The organism is Pseudomonas granadensis (assembly GCF_900105485.1).
GTDB lineage: Bacteria > Pseudomonadota > Gammaproteobacteria > Pseudomonadales > Pseudomonadaceae > Aquipseudomonas > Aquipseudomonas granadensis.
Genome location: NZ_LT629778.1, coordinates 4,080,248 through 4,099,690, shown reverse-complemented (window position 1 = coordinate 4,099,690; position 19,443 = coordinate 4,080,248). Strand labels below are relative to the sequence as shown.

General features: G+C 59.3%; 20 protein-coding genes. 7 read left to right on the top strand and 13 right to left on the bottom strand.

The genetic code is table 11. The features are described from left to right. Nucleotides 1–15: 15 nt before the first annotated feature. Nucleotides 16–453, top strand: coding sequence for a multidrug/biocide efflux PACE transporter (locus tag BLU52_RS18145; protein WP_090285475.1), 438 nt, complete (start codon nt 16–18; stop codon nt 451–453). Nucleotides 454–500: 47 nt separating this feature from the next. Here BLU52_RS18145 and BLU52_RS18140 read toward each other — a convergent pair whose 3' ends face one another. Continuing rightward, nucleotides 501–1,259 (bottom strand): SDR family NAD(P)-dependent oxidoreductase, encoded by a 759-nt coding sequence (locus BLU52_RS18140; protein ID WP_090285473.1) that lies wholly within the window; start codon nt 1,257–1,259, stop codon nt 501–503. 122 nt (nt 1,260–1,381) lie between these two features. Between BLU52_RS18140 and BLU52_RS18135 the strand changes: the two genes are divergently transcribed. After that, nucleotides 1,382–2,278: a LysR family transcriptional regulator gene (locus BLU52_RS18135; RefSeq protein ID WP_090288618.1), complete on the top strand. Its 897-nt coding sequence runs from the start codon at nt 1,382–1,384 to the stop codon at nt 2,276–2,278. Nucleotides 2,279–2,401: 123 nt separating this feature from the next. Here BLU52_RS18135 and BLU52_RS18130 read toward each other — a convergent pair whose 3' ends face one another. Both BLU52_RS18130 and BLU52_RS18125 read right to left on the bottom strand, forming a co-directional pair. Continuing rightward, complete coding sequence (locus tag BLU52_RS18130; RefSeq protein ID WP_090285471.1) at nt 2,402–4,015, bottom strand: inorganic phosphate transporter; 1,614 nt, start codon at nt 4,013–4,015, stop codon at nt 2,402–2,404. Nucleotides 4,016–4,192: 177 nt separating this feature from the next. Further along, on the bottom strand, nt 4,193–5,215 hold the full coding sequence (locus tag BLU52_RS18125) for a transporter (protein WP_090285469.1): 1,023 nt from the start codon (nt 5,213–5,215) through the stop codon (nt 4,193–4,195). 276 nt (nt 5,216–5,491) lie between these two features. On the opposite strand from BLU52_RS18125, the gene BLU52_RS18120 reads away from it, so the two are divergent. Then, nucleotides 5,492–7,114: a methyl-accepting chemotaxis protein gene (locus BLU52_RS18120; protein ID WP_090285467.1), complete on the top strand. Its 1,623-nt coding sequence runs from the start codon at nt 5,492–5,494 to the stop codon at nt 7,112–7,114. Nucleotides 7,115–7,398: 284 nt separating this feature from the next. Here the strand turns inward: BLU52_RS18120 and BLU52_RS18115 are convergent, their stop codons facing one another. Further along, nucleotides 7,399–7,704, bottom strand: a complete 306-nt coding sequence (locus tag BLU52_RS18115) for a PepSY domain-containing protein (RefSeq protein ID WP_039758030.1) — start codon at nt 7,702–7,704, stop codon at nt 7,399–7,401. 156 nt (nt 7,705–7,860) lie between these two features. Beyond that, complete coding sequence (locus BLU52_RS18110) at nt 7,861–8,988, bottom strand: glycerophosphodiester phosphodiesterase (protein WP_090285465.1); 1,128 nt, start codon at nt 8,986–8,988, stop codon at nt 7,861–7,863. Between the two features lie 220 nt (nt 8,989–9,208). On the opposite strand from BLU52_RS18110, the gene BLU52_RS18105 reads away from it, so the two are divergent. Continuing rightward, nucleotides 9,209–9,535 (top strand): DUF2025 family protein, encoded by a 327-nt coding sequence (locus tag BLU52_RS18105; protein WP_090285463.1) that lies wholly within the window; start codon nt 9,209–9,211, stop codon nt 9,533–9,535. 188 nt (nt 9,536–9,723) lie between these two features. On the opposite strand, the gene BLU52_RS18100 is transcribed toward BLU52_RS18105, so the two are convergent. The 3 genes from BLU52_RS18100 to BLU52_RS18090 form a co-directional block, all read right to left on the bottom strand. Then, nucleotides 9,724–10,431 carry a CTP synthase C-terminal region-related (seleno)protein gene (locus tag BLU52_RS18100; RefSeq protein WP_090285461.1) on the bottom strand — a complete coding sequence of 236 codons (708 nt, stop codon included), beginning with the start codon at nt 10,429–10,431 and terminating at the stop codon, nt 9,724–9,726. Between the two features lie 198 nt (nt 10,432–10,629). Further along, nucleotides 10,630–11,949 carry a methyl-accepting chemotaxis protein gene (locus BLU52_RS18095; RefSeq protein ID WP_090285459.1) on the bottom strand — a complete coding sequence of 440 codons (1,320 nt, stop codon included), beginning with the start codon at nt 11,947–11,949 and terminating at the stop codon, nt 10,630–10,632. A gap of 450 nt (nt 11,950–12,399) precedes the next feature. Next, nucleotides 12,400–13,008, bottom strand: coding sequence for a TetR/AcrR family transcriptional regulator (locus BLU52_RS18090; protein WP_090285457.1), 609 nt, complete (start codon nt 13,006–13,008; stop codon nt 12,400–12,402). Nucleotides 13,009–13,220: 212 nt separating this feature from the next. On the opposite strand from BLU52_RS18090, the gene BLU52_RS18085 reads away from it, so the two are divergent. Continuing rightward, nucleotides 13,221–14,276 carry an MBL fold metallo-hydrolase gene (locus BLU52_RS18085; protein ID WP_090285455.1) on the top strand — a complete coding sequence of 352 codons (1,056 nt, stop codon included), beginning with the start codon at nt 13,221–13,223 and terminating at the stop codon, nt 14,274–14,276. Nucleotides 14,277–14,286: 10 nt separating this feature from the next. On the opposite strand, the gene BLU52_RS18080 is transcribed toward BLU52_RS18085, so the two are convergent. The 4 genes from BLU52_RS18080 to BLU52_RS18065 form a co-directional block, all read right to left on the bottom strand. Then, nucleotides 14,287–14,604, bottom strand: coding sequence for a helix-turn-helix domain-containing protein (locus BLU52_RS18080; RefSeq protein ID WP_090285453.1), 318 nt, complete (start codon nt 14,602–14,604; stop codon nt 14,287–14,289). Continuing rightward, nucleotides 14,594–14,905, bottom strand: coding sequence for a type II toxin-antitoxin system RelE/ParE family toxin (locus tag BLU52_RS18075; protein WP_197677946.1), 312 nt, complete (start codon nt 14,903–14,905; stop codon nt 14,594–14,596). Before BLU52_RS18075 ends, BLU52_RS18080 begins: the two co-directional genes overlap by 11 nt. Before the next feature lie 100 nt (nt 14,906–15,005). After that, the gene (locus BLU52_RS18070) at nt 15,006–15,323 is read right to left on the bottom strand and encodes a hypothetical protein (RefSeq protein WP_090285449.1); all 318 of its coding nucleotides are present in this window, start codon (nt 15,321–15,323) and stop codon (nt 15,006–15,008) included. A 93-nt stretch (nt 15,324–15,416) separates the two neighbouring features. After that, entirely contained in the window at nt 15,417–16,184 is a 768-nt protein-coding gene (locus tag BLU52_RS18065; RefSeq protein ID WP_090285447.1) for an AraC family transcriptional regulator, read from the bottom strand. A 111-nt stretch (nt 16,185–16,295) separates the two neighbouring features. Between BLU52_RS18065 and BLU52_RS18060 the strand changes: the two genes are divergently transcribed. After that, on the top strand, nt 16,296–17,108 hold the full coding sequence (locus tag BLU52_RS18060) for a sulfite exporter TauE/SafE family protein (protein WP_090285445.1): 813 nt from the start codon (nt 16,296–16,298) through the stop codon (nt 17,106–17,108). A gap of 66 nt (nt 17,109–17,174) precedes the next feature. Next, on the top strand, nt 17,175–18,311 hold the full coding sequence (locus tag BLU52_RS18055; protein ID WP_090285443.1) for a hypothetical protein: 1,137 nt from the start codon (nt 17,175–17,177) through the stop codon (nt 18,309–18,311). A 3-nt stretch (nt 18,312–18,314) separates the two neighbouring features. Here BLU52_RS18055 and BLU52_RS18050 read toward each other — a convergent pair whose 3' ends face one another. Beyond that, nucleotides 18,315–19,301 carry a hypothetical protein gene (locus BLU52_RS18050; protein WP_090285441.1) on the bottom strand — a complete coding sequence of 329 codons (987 nt, stop codon included), beginning with the start codon at nt 19,299–19,301 and terminating at the stop codon, nt 18,315–18,317. Between the last annotated feature and the right edge of the window lie 142 nt (nt 19,302–19,443).

Sequence of the window (19,443 nt, the reverse complement as noted above, 5' to 3'; positions counted from 1 at the left end):
TCAAGGAGCCCGGCCATGACTGCCGATAAATCCATCACTGAACGTATCTTCCAGGCCATCGGTTTCGAGCTGTTGGCGATCCTGATCTGCACGCCGTTGCTGGCGTGGCTGTTGCAAAAGCCGCTGCTCGACATGGGCGCGGTCACTGTCCTGATTGCGCTGCTGGCGCTGGGCTGGAACGTGGTGTTCAACCGGTTCTTTGATCGGGTGTTGGTGCGTCTGAATGTTGCCCATAACGCCTGGGTGCGGGTGGCGCATGCGCTGCTGTTTGAAGGCGGTTTGATCGTGATGGGCGTGCCGCTGATTGCCTGGTGGCTGTCGGTCAGCCTGTGGCAGGCGTTTTTGCTCGACATCGGCGTGCTGCTGTTTTTCCTGCCCTACACCTACGTTTATCACTGGGGTTATGACGTGCTGCGTGAGCGCTTCGTATCGCGCAACGTCTGTCAGGGTTAAACGCAAAAATCGCAGCCACTGAAGGCTGCGATTTTTTTTGTTTCAAATTAGAGAAACATGCCGCCGGACGCCTCGACACGCTGGCCGTTGATCCACCGACCACCCTCGGACAGCAACAACGCCAGCGCGCCGCCAATATCGTCCGGTTGCCCGGCACGACCCAGCGCCGTGTTGCTGGCGACCATCGCATTCAACGCCGAATTGTCGCGCACGGCACCGCCACCAAAATCAGTCTCGATGGCGCCCGGGGCAAGAATATTCACGCCGATCTGCCGTGCCCCCAACTCTTTGGCCTGATAACGCGTCAGCACTTCCATCGCGCCTTTCATCGCCGCATAAGCGCTGTAGCCCGGCAGGCTGAAGCGGGTCAGGCCGCTCGAAACATTGATGATGCGTCCGCCGTCGGTGATCAGTGACAGCAACTGCTGAGTTAGAAAAAACGGTCCCTTCAACTGCACATTCATCAACAGATCGAACTGCTCCGGGGTGGTGTCGGCGAACAAGGCATGCACGCCGATCCCGGCATTGTTGATCAGAAAATCCAAGCGCTGACGGTCGAAGGTTTGCTGCAAGGCTTGCTCAACCCGCGCGCTGAAATCGGCAAAGCTGTCGCTGCGGCCAACGTCGAGTTGCAGCATGACCGCTTTGGCGCCGAGCGCTTGCAGTTCGCCGACCAGGGCCTGCGCCTCGTCAGCGCGGCTGTGGTAGGTGCCGATGATGTCGATGCCTTGCGCGGCGAGGTGCAGCGCGGCGTTTTTGCCCAGGCCACGGCTGGCGCCGGTGATCAATGCGATTTTACGGTTCATGGGGCTTGCTCCGATTGCGTTGAGTGGGGATGGATCAAAGTTTATTTATCCGCCCCAAGCTGATAAACAGACTGAAAGCGGAATCACTGATCGGATCAGCCGAACAATCACGGGGCGCCAAAATGAACAAACTGGAACTGCTGCGCACCTTCGTGCGGGTCAGCGAACTGTCGAGTTTCACCCTCGCCGGCGAAAGCCTGGGCCTGCCGCGCTCGACCGTGTCCGAGCATGTGCAGGCGCTGGAATCCCTGCTTGGCACGCGCTTGTTGCAGCGCACCACGCGCAAGGTGCAAGCGACTCAGGACGGCTTGGTCCTGTACGAGCGCAGCAAGGATCTGCTGTCGCACATGGACGAGATCGAAGGCTTGTTCCGCCAGGACGAGGCCTCGCTGACCGGGCGCATCCGTGTCGACATGCCGAATATTCTCGCCCGGCGCCTGGTCATGCCGCGTCTGCCGCAGTTCATGGCACGGCACCCGAACCTGCAGCTGGAAATCAGCAGCACCGACCGCCGTGTCGATCTACTCAGCGAAGGCTTCGATTGCGTGCTGCGGGTCGGCGCGCAACCGGATCAATCGGTGGTGGCGCGGCACTTGGGCGACTTTTCGATGATCAACTGCGCCAGCCCCGCGTACCTCGAACGCTACGGCGTGCCGCAAACTCTGGAGGATCTCGCGCAGCATCGGCTGGTGCATTACGTCGGGGTGCTGGGCTCGCGTTCGGAAGGTTTCGTCTACGAAGAGGGCGGGCAGGTGCGACGCTTGCCGATGGCCGGCAGCATCACGGTCAACAGCACCGACGCCTACGAGTCGGCGTGCCTCGGTGGTTTCGGCCTGACTCAGGTACCGCGCACCGGCATGCAGCCGCATCTGGATAACGGTGAACTGGTCACCGTGCTGCCGCAATACACCGCACCGGCGATGGCGATTTCGTTGCTGTATGCGCGGCAACGGCATTTGCCGCTGCGGGTGCGGATGTTCATGGACTGGCTGGGGGAGGTGGTTCAATCGACGCTTTGACGGGTCACCACAATCAAATGTAGGAGTGAGCCTGCTCGCGATAGCGGTGTGTCAGTCACATCTGTATCGACTGAAAGGACGCTATCGCGAGCAGGCTCACTCCTACAGGGGATTTGTATTGGTTTAGAAAATCTGGGTGAACAACCAATACAGACTGCCCGACAGCAGGATCGCCGCCGGCAAGGTCAGCACCCACGCCATCAGCAAATTGCGGATGGTCTTCATCTGCAACCCGCCACCATTGGCGACCATGGTCCCGGCCACACCGGACGACAGCACGTGGGTGGTCGAGACCGGCAAACCGAACATGTCTGCCGCGCCGATGGTCAGCATCGCCACGGTTTCTGCCGAAGCGCCTTGGGCATAAGTCAGGTGGGTCTTGCCGATTTTCTCGCCGACGGTCACCACGATGCGTTTCCAGCCGACCATGGTGCCGAGCCCCAGCGCGATGGCCACGGCGATCTTCACCCACAGCGGAATAAAGCGTGTGGCGTTATCGATCTGCTGTTTGAACAGCTGCAATTTGCTGCTGGTGTCAGCGTCGAAATTGCCGACCTTGTTCTTGTCCATCAGTCGAATGCTTTCACTGGCCAGGTACATGTCGTTGCGCACGTTGCCCATGGCTTCGGCCGGAACCTTGGCCAGCGAACCGTAGCCTCTGACTTGCTCACCGATGTGTCCGGTCAGCGCGGCGAGGGCCGGAATCAGTTGCGGCGTGGCTTCCTTGCTGCGCACGTAATCGGAAAGGACCGGACGCGGATCGGCCGGTGCCGGCAGCGGTGAGCTTTTCACCAGCGCCTGCTGGGTGACTTGCGCCACCGCGGCGAACTGCAGCGATTGTTCTTCCGGCATGGTGCGGTTCAAGGCGTAGGCCATCGGCAAGGTGCCGACCAGAATCAGCATGATCAGGCCCATGCCTTTTTGTCCGTCGTTGGAGCCGTGAGCGAAGGACACGCCGGTGCAGGTGGCGATCAGCAAACCGCGAATCCACAACGGCGGCGGGGTGTTGCCTTCGGGTGCCTTGTACAGCGAGCGATTCTTGACGAAGGCGCGCAGCGCCAGCAGCAACAGCGCGGCGCAACCGAAACCCACCAGCGGCGACAGCAGCAAGGCGTAACCGATCTTGGTCGCCTGCGCCCAGTCGACACCACTGGTGCCGTCGCGGCCGTGCATCAGCGCATTGGCCACACCGACGCCGATGATCGAGCCGATCAGCGTGTGCGAAGACGACGCCGGCAAGCCCAGCCACCAGGTGCCGAGGTTCCACAGAATGGCGGCGATCAGCAAAGCGAAAATCATCGCGAACCCAGCCGACGAACCGACCTGCAGGATCAACTCCACCGGCAACAGCGCGATGATGCCGAACGCCACCGCGCCGCTGGAAAGCAGCACGCCGAGGAAGTTGAAAAAGCCCGACCAGACCACCGCCACATTCGGCGGCAGCGAGTGGGTGTAGATCACCGTCGCCACCGCGTTGGCCGTGTCGTGGAAGCCGTTGACGAACTCGAAGCCCAGCGCAATCAGCAGCGCCACGCCGAGCAGCAGAAACGGCGTCCAGGTGGTCACCACCGTGCCGAGTTCGTGCATGTCGTGCATCAGGCTGTAGGCGGTGAACAGCATGCCCATCGCCAGTACGGCGAAAAAGATCACATAGGTGAACGGGCCGGGTTTCTTGTCCAGCGCGGGCCTGCCGCTGGCGGCAGGGGCGGGGCTGGCGGTCAGGGAGGGAGTAGCCATGAGCGGACAATCCTGAGCGAGGGAAGGAATGTCGCCCATGATCGTTGCAGAATGTTACAGAGAGACTGCGGCAGATCAGTGTTTGCCTGATTAGTCTGACCATTGATCTTGAGAACGCCGAAGTCCCCTGTGGGAGCTGGCTTGCCAGCTCCCACAGGGGAACGGTGGCATATGTGGTCAATAATCCCCACGCTTGCGAAACGCCCATCGCCCGGCGATCACGGTGAACGTCGCCACCAGCGCGACCAGTACCCAGAACCCGTGCGGGTCCTGCGACAACGGCACGCCGCCGACATTCATACCGAAGAAACCGGCGATGATGTTGATCGGCAGCGCCAGTACCGTCACCACGGTCAGGGTAAACAGCGTGCGGTTGCTCTGTTCGTTGAGGTTGGCGGCGATCTCTTCCTGAAGCAATTTGATTCGCTCACCGAGGGCGGTGAGGTCGTTGATGATCAGCGCGAACTCCTCGGTAGACTTGCGCAACTCCTTCACGTCCTCCTTCTGCAACCACGGCGGCGGACGGTTGAGCAGGCGCAGCAGCGAACCCGGTTCCAGCGCCAGCAAGCGTTGCAGGCGCACCAGCACGCGGCGGTTGGCGCCGAGTTCGGCGCGGTTGGTCGACAACCGCGAGGAGAGCAATTCGTCCTCGATCTGATCGACGCTCAGGCTGGTTTTGCGCACGATCTGCGTCAGCACCTCGCCCTGATCGCGCAGCAGATGCACGAGCAATTCCGACGGCGACCGAAAGCGCTCGCCGGCCTTCACCGACGAGCGCAATTTGTCCACCGAGTGCAACGGTTGCAGGCGTGCGCTGACGATCAGTTTGCTGCGCACACAAACCCACAGCGTCGATACGTCCGAGGAGACCATGCTGCTGAGGTTGAACACCACATCGTTGACCACCGCCAGCAATGCCGAGTCGACATGCTCGATGCGCGTCGAACGCGAGCCCTCATGCAGCGCTTCGAAAAATTCTTCCGGCAATTGCAGGTGACTTTTCATCCAGCGCTCGCACGCTGCGTGGGCCAGGTTCAAGTGCAGCCAGAGGAATTCGCCGCTGTCGCTGTCGTCCTGCAAACAGCGCAACGCCGTTGCGGAATCGACTTCGCGACCGCGTTCGCCGGGCAGAAAACGGAAGCCGTAGAGCAAACCGAACAGGTCTGGATCGCGATGGCTGATATCGAGGCTGTGGTTCATGGCGGCTCGCTGCGAGGAGGGCGGCTGATGCGGGTTTTACAGGTTCACCTGAGCGGCATCATCGCAATGTCACATGACATTTATGTGACGGTAAAACGGCGCCAAATCAATGCCTTACCGGCTGTCGGAAGATTCTCAAGAAGCGCTCTGGCGCGCCGATCTCAGCTGAGTTAGGTTGCGCGCCTTTGGCTTTGAGCCAAGGTTCGCCGACAGGGAGGTCCGGCCATTTTTCACGCTCGTTCCGGGCGTGCTCCACCCCTGTCGTGAGTATCTTCGATGCTGCAAAAATCCCTGAGAGCGCAAATGCTCGCCCTGTTGAGTGGCAGTCTGCTGGCGGTGCTGTTGATCGCGCTGGCCTGCTTTCATTTCCTGTCCAATGGCGTACAGAGTTACAGCCAGTTGCTCGCCGGGCCGTTGCACACCTCGCAACTGATCGACGAAGCCAACCTGCAATTCAAGGTGCAGGTGCAGGAATGGAAAAACGTCTTGCTGCGCGGCAAGCAGCCTGCGGATCTGGCCAAGTACTGGGGCCAGTTCGAAGAGCGTCAGCGCGACGTGCAGAAAATCCTCGGTGAACTGGCCAGCCAGAGCGGCATCGAGCCGAGCCTGAAATCCCGCATCGAACGCCTGCGTGACGAACACCGCCAACTCGGCGCGGCCTATCAGAAGGGCCGCGATGCGTATGTCGCTGCCGGCGGTGATCCGGCGGCGGGCGACGCAGCAGTCAAAGGTGTCGACCGTGCGACCAGCGATCAAATGAGCGAACTGGTAACTGAACTGCGCCAGCAGGGCACTGAGCAGTCGGCGCTGATCAGTGCCGGCGCCGATCGCACTGTGTGGATCGGCTTGCTGGTGATGCTGGCGTCGGGGCTGTTGATCGGCCTGCTGAGCCTGTGGCTGGTCAACCGCAACCTGGTCGAGCCGATCCGCAAACTCATCGACTATGTGAGCCAACTGAGTCGCGGCCAACTCGCCGCGCGCGTGACCAACGAGCGGCAGGACGAGCTGGGCAATCTTGCCACCGCGGCGAACACCTTGCGCGATTTCCTCGCCGATACCTTCACCCGTTTGCAGCGCAGTGCCAGCGATCTGGACAGCGCCAGCGGTGAGCTGAACGCCATCGCCACAACCATGGCCGGCGGCACCAACGAGCAATTCAACCGCACCGATCAAGTGGCCACGGCGATGAACGAAATGTCCGCGACCGCTCAGGAAGTCGCGCGCCACGCCGCCGACGCCGCTCGCGCTGCTGACGATGCCGATCAGTCGGCGCAACAGGGCGAGAAGGTCATGCAGACCACCATCCATTCGATCACCCAGATGCGCGGCGAAATCGCCAACACCGCCACCGTGATCCGCCGTCTCGAAGCGGACAGCGGGCGCATCGGCAAGGTACTGGAAGTTATTCGCGGCATCGCCGAACAGACCAACCTGCTCGCGCTCAACGCCGCCATCGAAGCGGCCCGCGCCGGTGAGGCCGGGCGTGGATTTGCCGTGGTCGCCGACGAAGTGCGTAACCTCGCGCAGCGCACGGCGGAGTCGATCATCGAGATCAACCAGATCATTCAGAGTGTGCAGACCGGCGCGGTAGACGCTGCGCATGCCATCGACAACGGCCAGGCGCGCAGCGATGAAAGCGTCGAGCAAGTGACCCAGGCTGGCGCGATGCTCGAGCGCATCACCCATGCGGTGGAAGCGATCCGCGACATGAACCGGCAGATTGCTACCGCGGCTGAGGAGCAGACTTCGGTGGCCGAAGACATCTCGCGCAACCTGACTGAAATCACCGCGATTGCCAGTACCAATCTGGATAACGTGCAGCGTACCGAGAGCGCCAGCCAGAATCTGCATGGTTTGTCGGGGCAGTTGAATGAAGTGACGGCGCGGTTGAGTGCTTGATTTTGGGTGGCGTTTGTCAGTGCGTTCGGCGTGATGGCTGGCCCTCACCCTGGCCCTCTCCCGGAGGGAGAGGGGACTGACCGCAGGGAATGTGTGAATTGCACCGAACTTGCCATATCGAGTCGAACTCAGGTTCGAGCGGCCCGCAAATCGGCTCCCTCTCCTGGGGGGAGGGCTGGGGTGAGGGGGAATCGATTTCCCAGTCACCCCAAAACTCGCGCCAAACCCCAGCCACAAAAAAGCCGCACGATCGTTAAATCGTGCGGCTCTTTACCAGCGCTCTATCAAGTATCTTGCTTGTTGCTCAGCACCTTGCCGGTAGTTGCATCAAAGTCCACATCGAACTCTTTGCCGTCAGCGGTCTTGAGTTCAACTTCATACTCATAACCGTTGAAGTGGTTATCCAGGTCGGTGTCAGTAATGGTCGCACCCGGATGCAGCTTCAGTGCCTCGGCGTTCATCGATTCCAGCGACTTGATCTTGCCGTCTTTCACCAGTTGCGGGACCTGGTCGATGCGTACGTCGGCCTGAGCCAGGCCAGCGGTAAGGGTCAGGGCAGCGGCAGTAAACAGGGCAGTCAAAGTTTTCATCGGTTCATTCCTTGGTGGTGCGTTGAAGTGGTTGATCTGTGTAAGTGAGTTCAGATTAACCAGCGCAACTTAACTCACCCTTAAATCTCTGCTTCGCGATAAAACTGCTCTTTGTGGGAGCGAGCCTGCTCGCGAAGCAGGCGACTCGATAACGGCTCAGAAACCGTTCTTCTTCAATACTTCATCAACACTGCCAGCCGCCGGGCGTTTGTAAAACTTCAACAGTTCACTGGCACGGTTGGTAAAGATGCCATCGACACCGGCCGCCATGACTTTCTCGTAATCCACCGGCTCATCGACGGTGTAGACGTGCACGAGCATGCCCTGATCATGGGTGTACTGATTCATCCACGGCTGCACCAGATCCGAATAGCTCTGGTCACCGCCATGGGTAAGCTTCGCCGACGGACCGGTGCCGATCGCGCCCTGGGCCTTGGCGTAGTCGACCCACTGCCTGAATTCAGCTTCGGACTTCGGTTCCTGTTTACCGTAGAAAACGTTCTTGTCCTTTTCACCGGAAGCGGCAAAGGTCACGTTCGATTTCGGCTCGATGCTGCCTTCGCCGACCCACAACAGCAGGATCTTCGGCACTTGCGGCATTTCCTTTTCCAGCAATTGCAGGCTGTTCTTGTCGAACGTCTGCAGGATCACCTTGCCTTTGCCCTGGCCGACGCCGAGCGCGCTTTTCGCCAGTTTCGAACCGGCCGGGCTCAGCCAGCCGCGGTCCTGGAGTTTTTCCTTGAGGTCATGTTCGATGCCGGGGAACAGCTGCGGCTCTTTGGTTTCGATGTACAGGCCCGGCTTGTGCTGCGGATTGGCGCGGGCGATGTCGATGATTTCATCGAGGGTCAGAATCTTCAACCCGGTGTAGGACGGGCGGGCGCGATCCGGGTACTTGGTGTTGAACCAGCTACCGGCGTCGAGGGTTTTCAGTTCGGCCATGGTGAACGCGGTGGCCGGGCTGTCCTTGCGCTCCGGAAATTTGCTCGCAACGTCGGTGGTGCGCTGCAGATTGTCATCGTGCAGGGCGAACAACACACCGTCCTTGCTGCGCTGCAAATCCAGTTCCAGATAGTCGGCGCCCAAGTCGCGGGCCAGTCGATAAGCGGCGGCGGTGGATTCCGGCGCATCGAACGACGCGCCACGGTGAGCGATTACTGCCGGGTGCGGAATGCCGTGGGCTGCGGCAATGGCTTCAGGATCGCTGTGGCTGGCGGCCTGCGCCTGACCGAGGCCGAGCAGCAGACTCAGGACCAAAGCGCTTTTGGTAAAAGTAGCGGGCATGTTCGAGTTCCTTTCGCAGGCAATTTCAAAGAGCACTGTTTTAACAACTGAAGCGCTCGGGTGCCAGCGCAGGACCGACATAAACGTATTAAAAGCGAATTTTCCTGCACGTTTGTGGCGCCGTTTGCAGTACGCTTGCTCTCGGCAGACACCCCAGCAGAGGGTGCGCCGCTCAGTGGCCCTGCGTGTAAACCATCGATCATCATTCGCGAGGTTTACCATGCGCATCACCTCCCAACTCATCTGCCAGGCCGCCGACGACCTCAAGGGCTTCGTTGGCCTGAACCGCAAGACCGGTCAATACATCGTCAGATTCAGCGAAGATGCCTTCGGCATGGACGTCGCCGACGACGGCATTATCCCTGTCAGCGAATTCGTCTGGGCCCCCGCGACCGAACAGACCATGACCCTTAAACGCGAGTTGATCCAGTTGCTGCTGGATCAACACATCGACGACCGGATCAACATCACCGAACCGCTGCGCGTTTACATGAGCAAGGTGGAAGTGCCGGAGATCGTCGCGGTGCGCAGTCTGGTGCGGGGCTGAAGCCTTGCGGTGAACCGGTAGCCGCCATCGCCAGCAGGCTGGCTCCCACAATGGATTCGTGGCGAGCCTAAAACCCTGTGGGGACTAGCAGGGAATTGAGGTATTCACCGATCCCTGTGGGAGCCAGCCTGCTGGCGATGAGGCCGGTGAATGCGCCGCCAGTCATTTGCCTTAAACAGAAGCCGAACTCAACACGGCTTCCCGGCGCAAGCTTCAACAAACGCAAGCACCAGCGGCGGCGTCTGCTCCTTGAGCGCCGCGCGTTCCGGCTGGAACAGAGTAGCGACAAAGAACGGATGATCCTGGAGCTCAACGGCACGCAAGTCCCCCACAGAATCGTGGCCAACTGCGTGTAGCCGATCGCTGAGCAACTCGTGTTCGAACTGTGGATTCACCCCATAACGGCAGCGATAACCCTCGCTGATTTCAGCCGTTTCGTATGCCTTGGCGATCAACGAACCGGGCACCAGGTGAATGCTGTCCACTGCCTCGACCAGCGAACAGGTCAGCGGCGTGAGCAATGCGCGCTCGGACTCCGGCGAGGTTTCACCATGTGCTGCATCGGCCCAGCCCAGCACATTGCGCGAATACTCCAGCACTGCATGTTGAAAACCACCGCAAGTGCCGAGAAAAGGGCGCTGCTGTTCGCGGGCAAAACGGATTGCGTGCAAGGCGCCGGCTTCGCTTTTGTAAGGACTGGCCGGCACGCACCAGAAACCGTCGAAGGCGTGCAGCGGCGTATCGGCGTGGATCTGCTCGGTGGGTAACCAGTCGAATCGCACTGCGCGCTCGAGCTGTTCGGCAACCAGCCCGAGAGCGACGGGGATGGCCTGATGGGCGGTGACTTGCGGGTCGTGATCGCCAATAAGGGCGATGCGGATGGCGCGGCGTTCCATGGGATGTCCCTGCGCTGTTGACTGTTGGCGGACAATATAATCGGGCGCTCGCGCACTGGATAGCGCATTTCTCCCTGTCAAAAAACACGCTTCGCCATACCGAAGTCCCTGTCGGAGCCAGCCTGCTGGCGATGGCGGCAACCCGCTTCACCGCCAGCCCGTGACCTTAATCCAACCGCGTTCCCGAGCGAACCCGACTTACCCCGGCGCCCGCTCATTGGCAAACATGCTCACCGCTTCCACCGCTTCACTCGCGCCATCACGGATCTGCAGAATCACCGTGCCCGCCTGATTGGCCAGCTCGACCCCTTCCGCTGCGCGGCCGCGGGTGCCTTCCATACTCTTGATGGCCTGGCGGGTTTCGCTCTGGATCAGGCCGATCATGTTGGAAATCTCCGCGGTCGAGCCGCTGGTGCGGCCGGCCAACAGTCGCACCTCGTCGGCAACCACGGCAAAACCACGGCCCTGTTCACCGGCGCGAGCGGCTTCGATGGCGGCGTTGAGCGCGAGCAAATTGGTCTGGTCGGCAATCGCACGGATGGTGTTGACGATGGCGGTAATCTGTTCGGAGCGTTCGCCCAGTTGCGCAATCAACGTTGATGACTGGGCGATGTCTTCGGCGATTTCGCGCATTTCGCTGGCGGCTTGCTGGATCACCTGCGTGCCTTGCTCAGCGACTTTACGGGTCGCCACCGAGATGTGATAAGCCGCGCTGGCGCTTCGTGCATCCTGCTCATGCTGGACGACACGGGCGGTGACGTCGGAGGCGAACTTGACCACTTTGCACAAGCGCCCGGCGGCGTCGTAGACCGGGTTGTAGTTGGCTTCGAGCCAAACCGTTTGCCCGCGTTTATCGACGCGTTCAAACAATCCGTGAAAAAGCTCACCCTGATTCAAGCGACGCCAGAAATCCTGGTACGCACCGCTGTTGACCAACTCCGAGGTGCAGAACAAACGGTGATGTTTACCTTTCAGTTCGGCGAGTGTGTAACCCATGCGCGTCAGAAAATTCTGGTTTGCGGTGAGGACATTGCCCTCCAGGTCGAACTCGATCACGGCCATCGCCCGGTCAATCGCCTGCAACTTGGCGTTGGCTTCGCTTTCCTGCTGCACCTTGGCGGTCACGTCCATGGCGTATTTGACCACTTTAACCACGCGTCCCGACGCATCCTTGATCGGGTTGTAGCTGGCTTCGAGCCAGATCGGCTGACCCTGGCTGTTGATCCGCTCAAACGTGCCGGACTGAAACTGGCCATTCTTCAGGCGCGACCACAGTTCAGTGTATCGCGCGCTGCGGCCGAATTCTGGAGTGCAGAAACGCTTATGCGGCTGGCCGATGGCTTGCTCGGCGGTGTAGCCCATGGTTTTGAGGAAGTTGTCGTTGGCGCGCATCACCACGCCCTCCAGATCAAATTCGATCACCGCCATCGAGCGATTGATCGCATCGAGCAGGCCGGATTGTTCAGTGAGGGTGCGCTGAAGGTCGTCAATAATGGATTTTTGGCGATTGAAGAACATGCTCGCAGTACTCTGGAAATTGGGAAGATCGAGGATTCAGTCCCTATTACCGCGCCGGCAGACCGAATGCGCGGTGCGGCATTCGGCGGTGACTGCTCAATGCCAGCGTTCCTTAGCTGGCAGAGTGCTACTTATACAAAAAAACTCAAACTTGTACAAGAACGTGGGTTTTTATAATTTTGTATAAGTTTTAGAGAGTGGACCGCTCGGTCAGCGATTGGCCGGATGGCGTCTTGGACGTGGTGCAATCCCTGTGGCGCGGGATATGCAGCGCGTTGGCGGCAGGATCCGGGGATCGGCCGTAATTCTTGTACAACGTACACAGCGGTTTGCACCGATACTCAAGCGCACTGAAGCCGAAACCATCTACGCAAGATTGTTCCTGAAATACGTTGCAGGATCGTGCTGGCGGCCAGCCGTTCGTCGGCCGCGTTAGTCCGGTAAGAGGGTTCAGACCTGATAGCGCGCCAGAAACATCTCCAGCGCTGACTCGGCCACGGTCTGCTGAGTCTCGGCATCCAGCGCGGCGCGACCCATCGATATCTGTGGCCAGAAACCAAAGGCCTTCAGCAGTCCCTGGACCTGATGCGCAGCAAATTCCGGATCGACCGCTTTCAAACGACCATCGGCCTGCGCCGCACGAATCCATACAGTCAGTGCTTCTTCGCGTTCGCCCATGCGCTCGATCATGTTCTGCGCCCGCTCGGGAGAGTGGATGGTCGCCGCGATCGCCACACGTGCCAGCGTCAGAAAGTTTTCATCGGCCATCATTTGCACTTTCGCCTGGAGCAGCGGCCACAGCTGCTCGCGCAACGGCAGATCGCGGCGGTAGGCGACTGACTGCTCGGCGCTGATGCGTGCCCACAATTGATTGAGGATTTCCGCGAACAGCTCTTCCTTGCTGGGGAAGTGGTTGTACACCGTGCGCTTCGACACGCCAGCGCTTGCAGCGATCTTATCCATGCTGGTGATCTCGAACCCGTGTGCACGGAATTCGGCAATCGCCGCCTGGATAATGGCTGCACGTTTACGCTCGGTGAGGCGCTGGGGAGCTGTCATAAGGTCGCTTAAGCAAAAAAGAGGAAATTACACTTGGCAGTTTACTTGGCGGCAGCTTTGATGCAACCTAGAAACTACACCCGTCAGTGTAATGTTGCGTTAATCCTCGCCGCTTACAAAACCGACAGTTCGGCCTCTGCGTGCAGCCTGGCCATCAACCGTCCCACCGTTGGAAAGCCGTGTAATGCGCGGTGTTCCGGAGTCATTCAGTCATGGCCGATCCAGTCTCGCTCACGGATAACACTTCCACGCCTGAAGCCTCGCGCCAGGATCAAGGGCTGTTCCGCAATCACGCACCGGTGCAACGCGAAGGCCTGCGCAAAATGCTGCGGATCCTGTGGAACATGATCTTCCACAAACCGCGCACCACCCGGCCCAGCGCCGCGATCCCGGTGCAAGCGCTGACCCGCGAAGATCTGCTGGCCGCACCGAACCACAGCGTTTATCGCCTCGGCCACTCGACCCTGCTGCTGAAAATGCGCGACAAATTCTGGATCACCGACCCGGTCTTCGCCGAGCGCGCATCACCGGTGCAGTGGGCCGGCCCGAAACGCTTTCACCAGCCGCCGATCAGCATCGACCAGTTGCCGCCGATCGAAGCGGTGATCCTGTCCCACAACCACTACGATCACCTCGATTACGCAGCCGTGCTCAGACTGGCGGCGAAAACCAACCTGTTTCTCACGCCGCTGGGCGTCGGCGACACCCTGATCAAATGGGGCATCGATGCCAGCAAGGTCCGCCAGTACGACTGGTGGCAGGGCGCAGAAATCGCCGGCATTCGCTTTATCGCCACGCCGTCACAGCACTTCTCTGGCCGCGGCCTGTTCGATGGCAACAGCACGCTGTGGGCGTCCTGGGTGATGATCGACGGCGACACCCGCATCTTCTTTAGCGGCGACAGCGGTTACTTCGACGGCTTCAAACGCATCGGCGAACAATACGGCCCGTTCGACCTGACCCTGATGGAAACCGGTGCCTACAACGTCGAGTGGCCACACGTGCACATGCAACCAGAGGAAACCCTGCAAGCGCACATCGACCTCAAGGGCCGCTGGCTCTTCCCGATCCACAACGGCACCTTCGACCTCGCCATGCACGCCTGGCACGAACCCTTCGACCGCATCCTCGCCCTGGCCTGGGAACGCAGCGTCGCCATCACCACCCCGCAGATGGGCGAAGCGTTCAACATCGCTCAACCGCAACGCGGCAGTGCGTGGTGGCTGGCGGTTGAAGGGGAGGGTGAGGTGGTGGCGCAGAATGCATGATGGCTTCGCCTCAAGCGAATACCACTTCAATCCGGCCCTCTTTGCGTGATCGGGGGGCCGATTTGACTACGATCTGCACGTCTCGTCCGAGACGAGATAGGCACTCCATCATTTTTGCCTCACTGATTCCGCGAAATTTGCCGCGCAACATTTCGGAAAGCTTGGGCTGTGAAAGTCCTAGAATTTCCGACGCCTGAATTTGAGTGAGATGACGCGCCTTGATGATTGCGCCAATTTTTGCTGCGAGCTGCGACTTAACCTGCATTTCACTGGCATTGGGTAAGTCCAGATCTTGATAGACGTTTCCACTGCCTACTTCAATCTCCATAGCTTTCTGATCCTTTCGCATGATCCTGAGCTGCTCGAAGTCTGTTTCTGATCAGATCAATGTCTGACTGGGCGGTTTTGATCCCGCTTTTCGACTTTTTCTGAAAGCAGTGCAAAACGTAAATTGCACAGCCGAAACGAACCGTATAAACGGCTCGGTAGGTGTTGGTATCGAAGTCTTCTATTAATTCCAGGACACCCGCTCCTCCAAACCCTTTCAATGGTTTTGCATCTGGATACTTCAACCCACATTGAGCCAGATCCAATGCATGACCAAAAACGTCTTGTACCTCCGTGGGCATCTGCTTGAGATCTTTCCTGCTACTGCAGACCCACAAGAGTGGCTTCCTTGCACTCATGCGAAAATATACCTATTTGGGAATAAAGTTCAACCTTGCCCTATCAATCAGCCATCGCAAAATCCCCACGCGCTGCTGATTCTGGCTTCACCTCATTCAAACTCGCACTACGCCCCGGCCGGAATCCCGGAAAAAACACCAACCCCAGCGCCTCAAATCGATAAGCCAGCGCCAGCCGCGCTGCGTCCGCCACCTCTTGCTGCGCCTCGAAGCGTTGAATGTCTTCAACCGGCACCTGCGCCTCGCGCGATAGTTGTTCCACGCTCCAGCCCAGCATCGCTCGGGCCTGGACGCAGTGCGTCGGGGTGAACTGGAAAAGGGCAATGCGTTCGAGAATGTGGTTCATCGCAAGAGAGGCCATGGTGTGCTCCGGGCTCAAAAGTGCTGATTGAAAATGTACTGTGTTTTTGTACAGTTGTTTTCGGCCGGGATCAAACGCATTTTTAGATTTGCCCTACTTCGCCGCCTCCAACCAGACGGACGGTGCCTGACCGAGCACGCGCCGGAACATCGTCGAGAATGCCGCCGGGCTTTCATAGCCGAAGTCCAGCGCAATGCGCGTGATCGCCTCGCCCTCGGCCAGTCGCGCCAGCGCCAGCACTACGCAGGCCTGCTGCCGCCACTGACGAAAGCTGAGCCCGGTCTGCTGCCGAAACAATCTGTTAAAGGTGCGTAAGCTTATGTGTATCTGCTCGGCCCAATACTGCGGGGATTGGTGTGCGTTGGGCTTGTTCAGAAAGGTCTGACACAGACTGAGGAGCTTTCCTTCGGCTGGCATAGGGATATGTAGGGGCAGCACCTCACTGCGTGTCAGTTCATGCAACAACAAGTCGAACAGCGCGCCGTCACGTCCGTCCAAGTCATACAGCAACGGCGCTGCCACCGCCTCCATCAACAGATGGCGCATCAACGGCGACACGCTGATCACCTGGCAGCGCGGTCCCAGATCCACCGCGTCGGGCTCGATATACAAACTGCGCGTGCTGACCCCAAGCATCAACACCTCATGCGCCACCCCCGGCGGAATCCACACTGCCCGCTGCGGCGGCACCACCCAATTGCCGTCATGGGTGCGCACCTGCATCACGCCAGTCGCGCCGTACAACAACTGCGCGCGCCGATGTGTATGAAAAGGCAGTAGGTGACCGTGGGAATAATCCGTACCGAGCGCCACCACCTTGCGCGGTGTGTCATCCAATTCGTTGATCGAAACATTGCGCATGTGCTTCTTCCGGTGGTTGGCGTAAACGCGAACATTATTGGCTGACATGCTGAGGCGGGCCAAGCGGTGAAGCTCTATCGTCGAGCGCTTTCCCACCACGGACGCCTCGACATGTTCTACCTGCTGTTGACCTTCTTCGGCTGCCTGACCGGCATCAGCGCCGTGCTGTTCGGCTTTGGCGGCGGCTTCGTCATCGTGCCGCTGCTGTATCGCCTGCTCACCGCCAGCCACGGCGCCGACGACCCAATCAGCCAATCAGCGATGCACATCGCCGTCGCCACTTCGACCTGCGTAATGATCGTCAACGCCCTGATCGCCACCGACAAACATCGCCGCGCCGGCAATCTCATCCGCCATTACCTGTGGCCGTTGGGTGGGTTTATCGGAATGGGGGCGGTCGTAGGTGCAATAGCGGCGGTGTGGGTCAGCGGCGAAGTGATTCGCTATGCATTCATCGCCTACCTCGGCGTGACCATTATCGACTGCCTGCTCAGACGAGGATTTCTTCGCCGCACCGAAGGTGTCATCCCACGCCGACTCAGCCGTACAGAAGCTTCAACCGGCGGCGTAGGCATCGGCGCCATCGCGACCTTTCTCGGTGTAGGAGGAAGCGTCATGACCGTGCCGCTGCTGCGCCGTTGCGGGTTGAGCATGTCGCAAGCCACCTCCATGGCCAATCCACTGAGCGTGCCGGTGGCGGTGGCCGGGACGTTGACGTACATGGCGCTGGCCGGATTCAGCGAGACGGATCTGGGGGCGTGGTTTGTCGGGTATGTGGATTTGCTGGCTTTTGCAGTGCTGACGGTGGGGTCGTTTTTGGGGATCAGGCTCGCGACACCGTGGATCGGGCGGATTCCGGATCGGGTGCATGCGTGGGTGTACATCGCGCTGCTGATTATCGTGATGCTGGGCATGCTGCTCTAGTAGAGCCTCGATTCCTGCGCGCATCCTCTGCATACTCCGCAGCCTCATTCATTCAAGGATCGATCCATGCTCAAGGGACTGATGCGCCTGGCGCCATGCGCTGCTGTGCTGTTCTCATTGATTTCCGTCGCGCATGCCGAAGATGGCCCGCGTGTCTTCACCGGTACGCTGGGCAAGATGCCGATCGTGGTTGAGCTCAACACTGCACAACACGACGAAGTGACCGGTCGTTATTTCTACGAGAAGTACCACCGTGACCTGGCGCTCAGCGGCTCGCTGCAGGACCACACGCTAATCCTCGTCGAAGGCAACAACCGTTACAGTGAAGACAAACCGCTTCCAGCGTTGACGTTGAAATCCACCGCCAACGGTTGGCAGGGCGAATGGCAAAATCCCAAGGGCAAGAAGTTGCCGGTGCAACTGAGCGAAGCCAGACTTCCTGCGCCCGCCGCCACAACGCTGCCCTTTATTGCCACGTTGCCTAAGGACGATCTCTACGAGTATTTGCGTTTGCAGGGGCTCAAGCTCAAGCCGGGAAAGAAAGAAAACTTCATGGGCTACGACCTGCAATGGTGGACAGAGCCTGAGTCGAAGATCTCGCTGTTCAGCGTCGAGTCTGGCTACCCGAAAGAAGAGCAGCAGCGCATCAACAACCACTTGCTCGGACGCCTCTGGACTGAAGTCATCGACTATCACCGCTGCATGATGGATGGCGGGGAATACGCCGAGTTCGATCAAGGTGCTGCCCCGGAGTTTCTCTCGGCTGATGTGGTCAGTCTGGACATCTCCACCGGCTACAGCTGCGGCGGCGCCCACCCGGACTTCGGCAGTTCACCGATCAATCTGAATGCGCACACCGGTGAATTGTTGAAGCTCAAAGACGTGCTGTGGATTGGTGAGCCCGATAGCGCAGCCACCGAATACGATCAGCTGAAAGTCATGGCGCCGTGGCTGGTCAAGCAGTTCACCACGCTGTACCCCGAGGAAATGAAAAAGCCCGCCGAAGACGATGGCGACTGCGACTACACCGATGAAAGTGTTTGGGGTTACTCCAACTGGCACTTCACGCCGAAGGGGATTTATCTCGGCGCTTACTTCGCCCGATACCAGCGCAACTGCGACAACCCTGATTGGCCAGTGCTGCCGTACTCGCTAGTCAACCAACACCGTGGCGAAGCCAAACTGCAACTACCCAAAGGCTAACCGTCACTCCAGGCCCGGCGCTTCACGAATGATGAAGTGATCCAGGTTCTCGATATTGGCATTGAAGACCTCGAAAGGCTTTTCGGGGTTCTTCTTGCCAGGCACCTGCTTCAACTCCGGCGTCACCCCATAGAAGAAACAGAACAACGCCTTGTCGCTGTCCACCGCGTGCTTGATCTCTTCCAGAAACGCCTTGCGCTTGCGGTAGTTGTCGATCAGCTTCTTGTTCAGATAAACGCTGACCGGGTACGGCTTCTTCTTACTGTCCTCGGGCTTCTTGAACCAGACCCTGTCTTCGAAATCGATACGAAAACTAGCGCTGTGGAAGTCCTCGATCTTCTTGATCCGCCCCCAGTAAATCAGCCCCTTGTTGTCCGTCAGATATTCAATCTTCTTGAAGAACGAACTGTACGGCGCCGAATGCTCACCGACCTTCAACGGCATCCGCTTGAGCAACTCCTTGTCAGCGAAGTTCGAAACAAAACACTCTACCGGATGCGCAAACACACTGGTCTTGTCCGGCGCCGACTCACGCCCCGCTGACTCCTTGCCACTGTCCGCCGCCGCCCGCACCGGATCATCCCGCAACACATCCACCGCCCCCGCAGGCGTGACAGGCTTGCGCACATACTCACGCCGCGTCAGCAATAACTCCGACGGGAAATGCTCCTCACGCCCGTCATCCACCTCGCCCTCCAACGCCTCAACCCCAGACGCCGACGCCTTCAAGCTCATATACGGACAACCCGCCACATGCTGCGTCGTGGGCAGATTCTTGAAGTGCGGCGTACGCACGTAATTCACGTTCTTGGCATTGAACGTACCCAACTCGTTGGACGCCGCAAACGCCGAACGACAGGTGTCATTGGGGCACTGGAAGTGTTCCTTCGCAGAATCAAACGCCACCGTCTCATCGAAATTGAGATCGCGAACGTCATAGATCGACAACTTGTCGTCGAGACTGAGGCAGTAGGCGAGATCGAATTTCATGGTGGGGCTCGGATCCTTGAGTGGGGAGGGGTATTAATAGCGAGCGGCGGGGCGGGTTGCACTGATTGTTTTCAGGATGATGCGGAATCGGTGGGAGCCAGCTCGCTGGCGATTTTCGGCATCAACCTAATTTCACTGCTCA

Bases quoted from the DNA above. Each gene is read 5' to 3' on its own strand.
- BLU52_RS18145 (WP_090285475.1), top strand. From the start codon at position 16: ATGACTGCCGATAAATCCATCACTGAACGTATCTTCCAGGCCATCGGT.
- BLU52_RS18140 (WP_090285473.1), bottom strand. From the start codon at position 1,259: ATGAACCGTAAAATCGCATTGATCACCGGCGCCAGCCGTGGCCTGGGC.
- BLU52_RS18135 (WP_090288618.1), top strand. From the start codon at position 1,382: ATGAACAAACTGGAACTGCTGCGCACCTTCGTGCGGGTCAGCGAACTG.
- BLU52_RS18130 (WP_090285471.1), bottom strand. From the start codon at position 4,015: ATGGCTACTCCCTCCCTGACCGCCAGCCCCGCCCCTGCCGCCAGCGGC.
- BLU52_RS18125 (WP_090285469.1), bottom strand. From the start codon at position 5,215: ATGAACCACAGCCTCGATATCAGCCATCGCGATCCAGACCTGTTCGGT.
- BLU52_RS18120 (WP_090285467.1), top strand. From the start codon at position 5,492: ATGCTGCAAAAATCCCTGAGAGCGCAAATGCTCGCCCTGTTGAGTGGC.
- BLU52_RS18115 (WP_039758030.1), bottom strand. From the start codon at position 7,704: ATGAAAACTTTGACTGCCCTGTTTACTGCCGCTGCCCTGACCCTTACC.
- BLU52_RS18110 (WP_090285465.1), bottom strand. From the start codon at position 8,988: ATGCCCGCTACTTTTACCAAAAGCGCTTTGGTCCTGAGTCTGCTGCTC.
- BLU52_RS18105 (WP_090285463.1), top strand. From the start codon at position 9,209: ATGCGCATCACCTCCCAACTCATCTGCCAGGCCGCCGACGACCTCAAG.
- BLU52_RS18100 (WP_090285461.1), bottom strand. From the start codon at position 10,431: ATGGAACGCCGCGCCATCCGCATCGCCCTTATTGGCGATCACGACCCG.
- BLU52_RS18095 (WP_090285459.1), bottom strand. From the start codon at position 11,949: ATGTTCTTCAATCGCCAAAAATCCATTATTGACGACCTTCAGCGCACC.
- BLU52_RS18090 (WP_090285457.1), bottom strand. From the start codon at position 13,008: ATGACAGCTCCCCAGCGCCTCACCGAGCGTAAACGTGCAGCCATTATC.
- BLU52_RS18085 (WP_090285455.1), top strand. From the start codon at position 13,221: ATGGCCGATCCAGTCTCGCTCACGGATAACACTTCCACGCCTGAAGCC.
- BLU52_RS18080 (WP_090285453.1), bottom strand. From the start codon at position 14,604: ATGGAGATTGAAGTAGGCAGTGGAAACGTCTATCAAGATCTGGACTTA.
- BLU52_RS18075 (WP_197677946.1), bottom strand. From the start codon at position 14,905: ATGCCCACGGAGGTACAAGACGTTTTTGGTCATGCATTGGATCTGGCT.
- BLU52_RS18070 (WP_090285449.1), bottom strand. From the start codon at position 15,323: ATGGCCTCTCTTGCGATGAACCACATTCTCGAACGCATTGCCCTTTTC.
- BLU52_RS18065 (WP_090285447.1), bottom strand. From the start codon at position 16,184: ATGCGCAATGTTTCGATCAACGAATTGGATGACACACCGCGCAAGGTG.
- BLU52_RS18060 (WP_090285445.1), top strand. From the start codon at position 16,296: ATGTTCTACCTGCTGTTGACCTTCTTCGGCTGCCTGACCGGCATCAGC.
- BLU52_RS18055 (WP_090285443.1), top strand. From the start codon at position 17,175: ATGCTCAAGGGACTGATGCGCCTGGCGCCATGCGCTGCTGTGCTGTTC.
- BLU52_RS18050 (WP_090285441.1), bottom strand. From the start codon at position 19,301: ATGAAATTCGATCTCGCCTACTGCCTCAGTCTCGACGACAAGTTGTCG.